We start from the raw sequence: 9,366 nt of genomic DNA, 5'->3' as shown, positions 1-9,366 counted from the left end.
GCTACACTCCATATTATGTTCCCATTATGTCCTAACCATCCCTTTTTTTGCTATATCTCCGTTGGGGTTGCTCTTGCCTTGAGAAAAAATAGAAATCTTAAGCCAAAATCATCAATGAATTGGCTTGAATCGCCAGAATTCAAGGAGTACACTACCTCTGATGCAAGTAACTCTAGACCTAAAGTAATTCGGCGTATTGAGTATGTGCGTGATCAACTCCTAGGTAAAGCATGACAAGTCCATTATTTGAAGATTTCAACGAACGCTCTAAAGAAGTAAGTAAGTATTTTATTTTTTTGAAAAATATGGAGCAAGGAACCATTAAGTTAAGTATGGAGGGGAAGAGTGGAAAACCTAAAATTAAACAAATTGACCCTGAGCTATTAAAAACCATGAAAGCTAGTGGATTTTTGTTGCTTTACAATCTGGTCGAATCCACAATGCGAAATGCTATAGAAGCCATCTTCGATGAACTCCAGAGTCAAGGAATTTCCTTTGATGAAATAAAACCTCAACTTAAAAAAATTGTCTTAAAGAACCTTAAAAAGAGAAACCCTGATCAAGTTATTTTAAATCTCACAGCGATTTCTATTGACATCATCAATGCTGGATTTGATAAAGAAGACCTCTTTTCAGGAAACATTGACGGAAGAAAGATCCAGCAAACAGCAAAGGACTATGGTTTCTCATGCACAACTGACCAAGCTAAGACAGGACATGGAAAGGATTTGTTAACTGTTAAAGAAAACAGAAACGATTTAGCCCATGGCATCAAGTCCTTTGCGGAGGTAGGAAGAGATCAAAGTGCTGATGACCTCTTAAAAATTCAAGAAAAGGTAGTCAATTATTTAAGACAGATACTAGAAAATATAGAAACCTATATAGATAACCAGGAATACTTGGATTCATCCACCACTACTCCTTAATTCATATATTACTAACGTTAGTAACATGCTTCAGAATACTTTGAGCGACTACCTGACCCAACTTTACAGGAACAGCATTCCCAATTAGACGCCCGACATTATTAAACACCACAGGTTTAGTGTCTGCAACAAATTTATAGTCCCTAGGAAAAGTTTGTAACAATGCAGCTTCCCTCAGAGATATGGCTCTATCTTGTTCAGGATGTCCAAACCGACCATTACCAAAACCAAAAAATTGTGTAGTAATCGTTGGACTTGGCAAATCCCATTCCATTCGACCATAGACTGCTGGATATGTCTTACCGCTATCCTTAGTATGACATTCTGCAACTAATTCATCGGGCCAGTCTCGCCAAGTTCCACCAGGCAATGAAGCACGGATACGACGGAGATTTAGTGCTGAAAGTTTACTGCACCGATGGAGTCGGTCAGTTTTTGATGATTCACCTGCGGCAAGAGGTTCAAGGTTATAGATTGTTTTGCGTACTGTTTCGTAATTCGTGTTATTGTGGGTGGGTAGAATTAAATTAATTTTGCTAAACTTGGACGCAAAAAAGACTAACCGCTTACGAATTTGAGGAATACCATAGTCTTTACACTCAACCTCATAAAATGAGATAAAATAACCATGATGTTTTAATTCAGTAGTGAATTCCTCGAAAACTTGATATCGTCTCAATTGAGGCACGTTTTCCATGGAAACGATTTCTGGATTACACTCCCGCACGAGGCGAGCAAAGTCATGGAGAAGTTTCCACTTGGTGGTTTTGTTGGTGTATCGCCTGGAATAGTTGGAAAAGGGCTGACATGGAGCACATCCTGCTAGTACCTTGATCTGATCGCTTATGTAGTGTTTAGCTAAGTCAGTACCAGTGAGTTCTTCTACACCTTGGAGTATAAACTTGGCTTTGTTGTTGTATTCATAGGGAAACTGACATATAGGGTCAATATCATACCCGACAGTCACAGGAAGACCTGCCTGCTGGAAGCCATGGGTCAGCCCCCCAGCACCACAAAACAGGTCTACTGCGGAAATAGCGATCATTAAGTCTACCTATAGGGTTTACCTAAACCAATGTGTTAACCGATTTATTAACGTAACTGATCTAATCCCTAACTGCAAGTCTCAGGATAAAGCTAGCCAGCGGACAGATGGTGATGGGCTGAGGTGGTGATGAGGTGATGAATGTCTAATTATACTCCAAGATTGTAGCAATATTTTTGGAAATTGGCTTGACACCAATTTGCATAACAGAAAGGAAAACCTCAACCCTTCTGAGGTAACCTCGCTTTCCCAAACACTCGCTCCGGAGTAAGTTCCAACCCTTTAAAAAGCGAATCAGTGATCAGGGCTGCTTTGGTATAAGTCCGTGGTGGGGCATCTGGATAAAAAATTGTGATACTTCTCGCCTGAGGATCAACAACCCAAACTCGCAACACTCCCGCTTCTAAATAATCGGTTGCTTTCTCGGCTAATTGCCCAAAAGTTTGTCCCCGTGAGATAATTTCAATGGCTAACTCTGGGGGTACTGGACAAGCCTCATCTTCTATCACTTCTGAGGGCAGACGTTGAACAGAAATGTAGGTTAAATCAGGCACAGGTACCCAGTCTTGACCATGACGTTGCAAGGCTATTGCCCACTCTGGATTGACTTCACCCTTTTCCTGACACCACTGATCCAAAAGTGTATATAAAGCACCAGTTACCCTAGCATGAAAACGTTTAGGAGACATTTTCGGTACTGCGACCCCCTCAACTAATTCATAGGTTACATCGGTCGAAGGCATTGCCAGAAATTCTTCCAGGGTCAGTAGAGTTTTAGTTTTGAGTTGTGGCATTTTTCTAGGGACCCCGAGATCATGTATCTGGTGTCAGTGGCTTCAGTATATACCGATTGCCAAAAATAGTGCTACACATTTTAATCATCTAGCAGACCCGATCACGTCTGGGGCTATCTCTTAGGCTTTGCAATGCTAGGATAAAAGGCAAAAACAAGAAGTCGTAACCTTGTGTCTTTCTCTACTCAATCGAGGGGAAAAAACCTTGGACAGCCTTTAGCTGTACCAACTGAACCGGTCTGGCGCTTTAGGGTTGAACAATACCACCAGATGATTCGCTGGGGTATCCTGGGCGAAGATGACCCAGTGGAACTGCTGGAAGGGTGGCTCATTCCTAAAATGCCGAAAAATCCACCACATCGTGCGTCTACTAAACTAACTCGGAATGCACTGGAAGCCATTATTCCAAACGGATGGTATGTAGATGCACAAGAACCAATTACTTTGGAAAATAGTGAGCCAGAACCAGATATCGTGATTGTTAAAGGCGATACTCGCGATTATCTTGACCGCCATCCTGGTGCGTCAGACCTAGCTTTAGTGGTTGAAATTGCTGACTCCACCCTAGAACGAGACCGAACCTTAAAGAAAGGCATCTATGCTCGCGCAGGTATTTCAGTTTATTGGATTGTCAATCTGATCGACAAGCAACTCGAAGTTTATACCCAACCCATTGATATAGGTACAACGCCAACCTATCAGCAACGTCACGATTACAAACCCTCCGAACAAGTGTCTGTTCTTGATGCAGTCGCTCATGGGGGAAACCCCCAAGACCGCGCTGCATCGCTTTTAATCGATGGCTCTCCCATTGGTTCGTTGACTGTGCAAGACTTGTTACCGTAAGGTTTACGTGATAGCTGCACTGCGTTCGCGTAGCGTAGCCCTTTGGGCTAATCGCGTAGCGTGGCCTACGGCCAATCGCATATCCTATCGGATATTAATATCAAAACCCCACAATAATCCACCACAAACTAATCCCTAAAACTAGGGTACTCACATGGTGTGGGAATAACAAACTAAACGGTTGACGCCCTATCTTCTGGGTCAATAATAGGGATAAAAGTACTCCAGCAATTAACGTCGTTCCCTGCAAGAATGCAATTACTGCTGGATGGGCGACCAACACAGGTAATCCTTCACCACTCAATCCAAACGTAGCAAACATTACCGGTAAAATCCTTCCCCCTTCTCCTAAACCAAGCCGCCAATAATGAGCCAAATTACCAGCTAATACTAATGGTAAATATCCATAAGCTAATTTAACAAACGAATTCGGCTTACGAATTTCTTTTACCTGATATAATCCTACCATTATTCCTTGAGCCAATAGTGGCACAATTGCTGGTAAACTCAACACTGTTACCGAAAGCAAACCATGAGTCCAAAACTGACTCAAATCCCACCCTAACCCCAGGTTTTCTTGCAATTCTGGTAAACGGTGCAAAAACACTGCTCCTAACAATAAGAATAACAAGGCTACTTCATAACTGCGAGACACATGGGTAGTCCACAATTCAATACCTGGAGGACGTAAATTCACTTCTACTGAACGATGGGGACAGGCTTTCAAACAGGTCATGCACAACACACAATCCCGGTTATCTTCCAATTGTGCTGGGTGAGAGTACAAAGGACAACCATCAGTTTCCATTCCCTCCCCTTTTTTTGGACCACCTTTATAACATTGATAGGTACTACATTCCGCTGAACATATCCCTTGTTGTGCTCGTAATTCCGTTATCGCTAGTTTAGCGAACATGCCATTCATGCCGCCAATGGGACATAAATAGCGGCACCAGAAGCGTCGCTCAAAAATTGCAGAACATATCATCGCACCTGCTGTAATTAATAACAGCAGACAAGCGGAAAGATAAGCGGTATTTTCCAAATCCCACAACTCTTCCCACAATAAAATCAGGACGAATAAGCCAAACAAAAACCAACCCCCCCAGGTTTGAGCCTGTTCTCGGGGCCAACGTTTTAACTTACGGGGAAATAGCCACAGGGATAATTTCTGAGTCACTTCCCCATAAATCATGAATGGACAAACTGCACACCATAACCTACCCACAAAGGGAAAACTAATTAATACTAAGGGCCACCACCACGCCCAGAATAAATTAAGCGCAAAGTTTTCTTGACGATTCTGGGGTCCGATAAATAAAATAGCAACAATAATCGCAAAAGCCGTTAAGGTAAAGCCATAATTAATCCGGTCTGGCCACCAAGGGCTGCGGAGAAAGCGACGTAACCCTGGATAAGCATTTAAGAGATTGAGACGGAATTTCTTTTTCTTACTTTGGGAGGGCCAGATAATTTCTTCGGTTAGTTCTGAACATCCTTCTAGCTGCACAATGGCTCGTTCAACTAAATTGTATAATTCCCTGAGATTATTGGGAAAATCATAAGCCTGTAATCGCCTTAATGCTTCGGGAGTGATCCGGTTTTTATTAATACATTTAGCACGAGATATGATACTAATATAGTAGTTGACTATGTCACCAATGTCGGCTTTTCGTACCCGTAGTGGTGGCACTTTAATCAATTGTCCTGCAACGGAATCAATCTCTGGCAGTTTTCTCTCGGCAATCATGATAATCCGAGCCTGACTGGTAGAGACGTTGACTGCTGCAACATCTTTACTTTCTTGGGAACGGTTGACTGGAGTATAGGTATTGGTTCTAAGTAAATTAGCGATTGGTGTAATCAGTTCTGGAGCAAGTTTTTGAATATTATTTAATAGTAAAGTTCCTTGACCTAAGGCTTCAATTAAGCCAGGTTTTCCTCCCGCACGACCAAATAATTCTGCTCCACTGGCTTGTAATTTAGAGCAATCGATTTTAATCATGGCTTGTCGCCGATAGGGAGAACTAAAATGAATCAAGGCTGCTATGTTATCTTTTTCTAGTCCAGGCTCTCCGAAGATTATCACCGATTCGCGGTTTTCCGCTGCTTGTTTAACTTGCGATCGCAATCGCACCCCATAGCGACTTTTCCCAATAATCCCCCGTTTGGCTTTACTAACCAGATACGGTCGTAAGATAGTTTGACGCTCTTGTTCATAGGCTAGCTGAGCGGATAACTCTTCTACTTCTTCAGCCAGTTGTTGGGAGAAAGCTTGGGTAATTTCTGGATAGTGTTCCACGAGTGCCCGAAATTCGGAAGCACTGACAAACCAAAACTGACATTCGTTGAGGGTAATTAAGGTTTGCTCAACAGGTTTGTTCAATAATAGAGCTTCTAGATTAATCACTGACCCAGGGAGTAAACCCACAGCTTGCCAATCCTCAGGATTGCTTTCAATCCGACCTGAGCGGAGAATATATAATCCTGCGGGAGGGGTATTGGCTAGCACTAAGGTTTGGTTTGCTGGCAAAATCCGCTCTTCCAGCTTAGGTGCTAGATTCTGTAACACCTCCTGAGTCAACATACTTAGAGCAGTTCGTTGTTTTAGCCACGTCACTAAGTCTGGAAGGGTCATGATGGGCTCTAGGATAGACAGTGATGGGAAGTTCAGTTAATCAAAATATTATTATGGTTAGGGAAATTTTGTTACTTATTACTTGTTACTTATTAATTTTTAACTGAATAGTAATAAGTAAATCTGCAACTTTCACGGCAGTTAAGCTCTGGTCGTGCCTAACGCCAGAGCTCTCCCTTCATAGAATTCAATTCGGATTGCTATATCAACTTATCGAAACGAGCACGGAGGGATTTGAACCCCCGACACCCAGAACCGGAATCTGGTGCTCTATCCACTGAGCTACGCGCCCTCATGCTTGAGTGACTATATTATAGTTACTTTGTCTGACTAGCTTTGATAATAGCACACTATTGCAATTATATATTATACACCACTTGAGCACCGAAAAGTGTAAACCGTCTTAAATCTGCCTAAGCTTGTGCCATCGGCTACAGATAACTTGCCGGATCGACAGGTTCACCGTTCTTACGAACCTCAAAATGGAGGTGGGGACCGGTAGAGAAACCCGTAGACCCAACGGTTGCGATCGCATTTCCTCGTTTGACCGATTCTCCCTTACTCACCAACAGTCTACTGGCATGACCATAGAGGGTAGCAATACTGTCGCCATGGTCAATAATTACTGTATTGCCATAGCCACCATACCAACCAGCAAAAATTACTGTACCGCTATCTGCTGCTCGAATAGTACTGCCATAACTAGCCCCAAAGTCAATCCCAGAATGGAACCGAGATGTACCTAGAATGGGGTGACGTCGCCAACCAAAACTGCTGGTAATGGAGCCATTACTCGGATAAAGCAGCTGACCAGTATTAAAAACAAAAGTTTTGCGAAGTCTTGCCTTCCTAGCTGCCGCAATCTTGTTTTGACGGGCAATCTCTCGTTGAATCAAGATCACAAGATTTTTAGAATCTTCTGCTAACTGAGCTTGGGATGCTTCTAAAGCTTCTCGGTTAGAGTTAAGTCGCTCAATCAGTTGTTGCTGTGTCTTGAGCTGAGCTTGAAACTGCTTCTTTTTGGCTAGGAGTTGCTGTTTAAGCAAGGAAACTCGGTTTTTCTGAGCCTCTATCTCCGTTTTGCGTTGGTTAATGCTGTCGGCTTCAGCTTTTAAACTAGTCAAGATTTCCTGGTCCGTTTGATAGACTAACTTCAATCGGCGGCGTTGAGCCAGAAATTCGTTGATATCTTCACTTTTGAGGAGGATATTCGACCCAACTTCAGCAGTGGGCTGGCGCTGTAGAAAACGCAGTCGAGCAATGATCCCAGCCCGATGCAGGTAATAGCTTTTCTCGGCAATTGCTAAATCCTGCTGCAACTGGTCTAGACGCTGGTTAGCCAGTTGGATTTGCCCATTGTAATCCTGGTTAGCGGTATCAGTAGACTTGAGATTAAGCTCAATCACACCCAGCTTCTTCTGGGCAGATTGCTCCACATTAGATATGCGATCGCTTTCCTTAATAATAGTAGACCGCTGTTTCTCAATATGTTGCTGTATCTGTTGCAGGGTATCTACTGCTCCTGGGTTTACTGCTCCTGGGTTTACTACTTCTGGATTGGTTGAGGGAGCAGTACTCCCTGGAATTGTGACGATTACCAGCCAAAGCACACAGCCTAAACAAACTCTCCCTATCCCGTGTAAGCCATACCAATACCTAAGCCTACTAAAGGCGTTGAGCTTTTTGGTATAGGTTCCCCTGTGCCGAATTTCCTTAACCACAGACTATCTCAGTATTGTGAACAATCATCGAAAAAATTCCCGAATACAGCTGTCAACGGTTGTATATCAGTTCTAGATCAATTGATGCTAACGACAGTTAAACACTCCTTGGATATTATCTACTACTGCCCGATAGTTAACAATGAGGGGAAAGCATTAGTGTTGTCATTATCGGGACTGGTGTTTACTATTTAGGTATCTAAGGTATGTGAGCTGGGAAATCATACACTAAAGTAAACACCACAAACCCTAGCAACAACCTCAGCACAAACCTCAGTCCTTTAGTCTATTTAAGTAAGAGAAATCCAGTATACAGCGGGTTTAAATTCCGTGAAGTACAGTATATATCTCGTTTTTTTGGGCGATGACAACAGGCAACCGAAGATTTGATCGTTCTGTTTTAAATTCCCCTTTACCCGTTCCCTAACTGTAATCACTTTGGGGGAATTGAGCCCTTTTTTCAGTAAAACTGTTAATTTAGCATAATTTTCGGTAACTCTGTAAAGGTAGCTCATCTCCAATCCGGTCAAATTATTCTTAGAACCCTGATCGGGTAATTGGTAATTCGTAATTGGAAATTAGTAGTTTCCGATTCCCCATTCCCCATGACCAAACATCATGGAAATAGTTAATAAACGAGTAATTAACCGGATTTGAGCTCATGATAGTTTTCAGTCAATCAGACCTGAAAACGTGTAATTAACCAATAAATATTAGGATGAAATTTCGTTATGACGGTACTAGCAGGATTTTACGTTTCTGGCGCTCTCTACTTTTTTTCTATCTGGTTTCAAGCGTTCCAGAAAGACACTAATTTATCTTCTGAGCAAATCCGCTTGTCTTGGATAGTGTTGACGATAGCGACCATTTTTTGGCCAATTGTTGCCCCGATTGCTAATTTGGAAAAGAGTTCTAGAAAAAAAGAGCCTTTAGTTAATCAACAAGAGATTGATGCTAATAAAACAGGAATTTCACCTGAGCTATCCCGAACTTAATTGGGACATATAAATTGAATCATACTGATATTATGTCCGGGACTATCAGTATTGTAAAACTGTAAGCATTCAGCCGTCAGCCGTCAGCCGTCAGCTTATTTTTCAAGTAGCGTGCGCTATGGGCATAAACTGTTCCCGTAGCGTGACCACAGGCCTTTACCCTTTAGCCTTTAGCTGATAGCTGATAGCTGATAGCTGAATGCTTACGTAAAACTTGGGTAATGGTAAATGGGTAACTAGGATTACTGCTAAGCCATTACCCATTTTAAGATCTTGCACCTTCACTTAAAAGCTCTAAAATTTAGCTCACGGGGTGACAACAAAGCTCAAATCTAGATAGGTGTTAGGTATTAGGTATTAGGTTTTAGGTATTGGGGAAAATGAGCGCGACTCGTGTTGTT

7 protein-coding genes, 1 tRNA gene and 1 pseudogene are annotated in these 9,366 nt (G+C 42.3%); 4 read left to right on the top strand and 5 right to left on the bottom strand.

The genetic code is table 11. The features are described from left to right. Both AC4II3_RS28610 and AC4II3_RS28605 read left to right on the top strand, forming a co-directional pair. A pseudogene (locus AC4II3_RS28610) lies at positions 1-234 on the top strand (hypothetical protein); the annotation flags it as partial. After that, positions 231-926 carry an MAE_28990/MAE_18760 family HEPN-like nuclease gene (locus tag AC4II3_RS28605; RefSeq protein ID WP_488009357.1) on the top strand — a complete coding sequence of 232 codons (696 nt, stop codon included), beginning with the start codon at positions 231-233 and terminating at the stop codon, positions 924-926. The pseudogene AC4II3_RS28610 and the gene AC4II3_RS28605, both read left to right, overlap by 4 nt. Before the next feature lies 1 nt (position 927). Here the strand turns inward: AC4II3_RS28605 and AC4II3_RS28600 are convergent, their stop codons facing one another. Both AC4II3_RS28600 and AC4II3_RS28595 read right to left on the bottom strand, forming a co-directional pair. Further along, positions 928-1,971: a DNA cytosine methyltransferase gene (locus tag AC4II3_RS28600; RefSeq protein ID WP_488009355.1), complete on the bottom strand. Its 1,044-nt coding sequence runs from the start codon at positions 1,969-1,971 to the stop codon at positions 928-930. A gap of 221 nt (positions 1,972-2,192) precedes the next feature. Beyond that, positions 2,193-2,765: a Uma2 family endonuclease gene (locus tag AC4II3_RS28595; protein ID WP_488009353.1), complete on the bottom strand. Its 573-nt coding sequence runs from the start codon at positions 2,763-2,765 to the stop codon at positions 2,193-2,195. A 171-nt stretch (positions 2,766-2,936) separates the two neighbouring features. Here AC4II3_RS28595 and AC4II3_RS28590 point away from each other — a divergent pair, with 171 nt between their 5' ends. Then, the gene (locus AC4II3_RS28590) at positions 2,937-3,611 is read left to right on the top strand and encodes a Uma2 family endonuclease (protein WP_488009351.1); all 675 of its coding nucleotides are present in this window, start codon (positions 2,937-2,939) and stop codon (positions 3,609-3,611) included. 100 nt (positions 3,612-3,711) lie between these two features. Here AC4II3_RS28590 and AC4II3_RS28585 read toward each other — a convergent pair whose 3' ends face one another. The 3 genes from AC4II3_RS28585 to AC4II3_RS28575 all read right to left on the bottom strand — a co-directional run bounded on the left by AC4II3_RS28585 (position 3,712) and on the right by AC4II3_RS28575 (position 7,859). Continuing rightward, complete coding sequence (locus tag AC4II3_RS28585; protein WP_488009349.1) at positions 3,712-6,249, bottom strand: sigma 54-interacting transcriptional regulator; 2,538 nt, start codon at positions 6,247-6,249, stop codon at positions 3,712-3,714. Between the two features lie 219 nt (positions 6,250-6,468). Next, a tRNA-Arg gene (locus tag AC4II3_RS28580) sits at positions 6,469-6,541 on the bottom strand. Between the two features lie 139 nt (positions 6,542-6,680). Continuing rightward, positions 6,681-7,859 (bottom strand): murein hydrolase activator EnvC family protein, encoded by a 1,179-nt coding sequence (locus AC4II3_RS28575; protein WP_488009359.1) that lies wholly within the window; start codon positions 7,857-7,859, stop codon positions 6,681-6,683. 842 nt (positions 7,860-8,701) lie between these two features. On the opposite strand from AC4II3_RS28575, the gene AC4II3_RS28570 reads away from it, so the two are divergent. Continuing rightward, entirely contained in the window at positions 8,702-8,965 is a 264-nt protein-coding gene (locus AC4II3_RS28570) for a hypothetical protein (protein WP_488009347.1), read from the top strand. Positions 8,966-9,366: the final 401 nt, after the last annotated feature.

This window comes from Moorena sp. (assembly GCF_982860115.1).
This window is presented reverse-complemented; position numbering and strand designations above follow the sequence as displayed.

What these genes read in the sequence shown, in the direction of transcription:
- AC4II3_RS28570 (WP_488009347.1), top strand. Translation starts at nt 8,702, where the DNA reads ATGACGGTACTAGCAGGATTTTACGTTTCTGGCGCTCTCTACTTTTTT.
- AC4II3_RS28605 (WP_488009357.1), top strand. Translation starts at nt 231, where the DNA reads ATGACAAGTCCATTATTTGAAGATTTCAACGAACGCTCTAAAGAAGTA.
- AC4II3_RS28595 (WP_488009353.1), bottom strand. Translation starts at nt 2,765, where the DNA reads ATGCCACAACTCAAAACTAAAACTCTACTGACCCTGGAAGAATTTCTG.
- AC4II3_RS28600 (WP_488009355.1), bottom strand. Translation starts at nt 1,971, where the DNA reads ATGATCGCTATTTCCGCAGTAGACCTGTTTTGTGGTGCTGGGGGGCTG.
- AC4II3_RS28585 (WP_488009349.1), bottom strand. Translation starts at nt 6,249, where the DNA reads ATGACCCTTCCAGACTTAGTGACGTGGCTAAAACAACGAACTGCTCTA.